Source organism: uncultured Leptotrichia sp., from assembly GCF_938036635.1.
In the GTDB taxonomy this organism is placed as follows: Bacteria; Fusobacteriota; Fusobacteriia; order Fusobacteriales; family Leptotrichiaceae; genus Leptotrichia; species Leptotrichia hongkongensis.
Genome location: NZ_CALHQO010000246.1, coordinates 1 through 1,706 on the forward strand (window position 1 = coordinate 1; position 1,706 = coordinate 1,706).

Below are 1,706 nucleotides of genomic sequence, written 5' to 3' on the forward strand. Positions count from 1 at the left end.
TAAGGAGTTTAGTTATTATGAAAATCAACAGATTATTTGAAATTGTATATTTATTGCTGGAGAAAAGGAGTATTACTGCAAAAGATCTTGCTGAACATTTTGAAGTATCAGTCAGAACAATTTATAGAGATATTGACATTCTCTCTTCTGCTGGTATTCCAGTATATTTTCAAAGGGGAAAATCTGGTGGAATAAAATTAATGGATAACTATGTCATAAATAAATCACTACTTTCACAAAATGAGCAAAACGAAATACTTTATGCCCTTCAAAGCTTAAATGCCACTAATTATCCTAACAACAATAAAACTCTTTCAAAATTAAGAACTATTTTTAACAAAAAGTCAGACAACTGGATAAAAATAGACTTTTCAAGATATAATTGCGATGACGACACTTTATTTGAAAAAATTAAAGAGGCAATATTAACTAAACAAACCGTAAAATTTAACTATTTTAACACAAAAGGCGAACATTATGAAAGAAAAGCAGACCCTTTAAATTTATGGTTTAAAGAAAAAGCATGGTACTTATTTGCCTATTGCCACAAAAAAAATGATATTCGTCAATTTAAAATAACAAGAATTAAAAATCTGACTTTAACAAACGAATATTTTGAAAAAACAATCAAAGACTTTGAAATAAATAACAAAAAAAGTATGGTAAAAAATATAAAAATCATAGTTGAAATAGACAAATCACAGGCATATCGTGTTTATGATGAATTTTCTGAAGAGAATATAAACAAAATGGAAAATGACAATTTTGAAATTGTAATGGAATATCCTGAAAATGAATGGGTTTACGGCTATCTTCTATCTTTTGGAGAACATTTGAAGGTAAAAGAGCCAGAGAGAATAAAGAAAATTTTGTTTGAAAAAATTGTAAAAATGAAGGAAAATTATAAATAGGAAAATATTTTTCAAAGTTTTTTTCAAGAATAAAATGCTATAATTTTCTAAAATATTAAAAACGAAAGGAAGTGTTGCAAATGAAAAAATTTTTAACAGTAACATTTTTATTTTTTAGCATCTTTGGATTTTCTAATGCCAAAAACAATACTTCAAATGATGAAAAACAAGCCGTAATCAACAGCTTTTATGATTTTATGAAATTTCACACAAGTCCTGAAAATGTCAAGAAGAATGTTTTTACAAACTCTGTGGAAGGTACAAATGAAATTTGGGGAAAAAATGTAAGCAATCAACGTAAAAAAAATTTAGAAGATATTGCAGCAAGTCAGACAAATAAATCATTAAAAAATTCTGCAGATTATTTAATAATCGCAAACTCAAAAATTTCATACAAAGTATTGGATGCCGAAATTAAAAATGGTACAGCTGTCCTAACTGTGCATATTAAAGGTCCTAATTTTACAGCTCATGCCTCTGAATTAGAAAATTACATAAAAAAAATTAGCAACGAAGAAAAGAAAAAAATTTCAAAAATGAACAATAAACAATATCAAAACTTTTTGCTAGAAAAAGGCTCTGAATTTTATTTGCAATTAGTTAAAAGAAATAATTTACAATATATGGAAAACGATATCAAAGTATATGTAAAAAAATATCCTAATACATGGGGAGTAATTCAAGATTACACCATAAACAATGCTATTTACAAATATCTTGGTTTTGGTTATGGTCCAGAATTGATGAGATAAATTATAAAAATTAATAAATATGGCAATATTTTATTGTCGTATT

Annotated in this window: 2 protein-coding genes; both read left to right on the plus strand. The window is 26.0% G+C overall.

Annotated elements, in window-relative coordinates:
- Positions 1 to 17 precede the first annotated feature (17 nt).
- Entirely contained in the window at positions 18 to 911 is an 894-nt protein-coding gene (locus Q0370_RS04710) for a YafY family protein (RefSeq protein WP_299572788.1), read from the plus strand.
- A gap of 80 nt (positions 912 to 991) precedes the next feature.
- Positions 992 to 1,663: a hypothetical protein gene (locus tag Q0370_RS04715; RefSeq protein WP_299572791.1), complete on the plus strand. Its 672-nt coding sequence runs from the start codon at positions 992 to 994 to the stop codon at positions 1,661 to 1,663.
- Positions 1,664 to 1,706 lie beyond the last annotated feature (43 nt).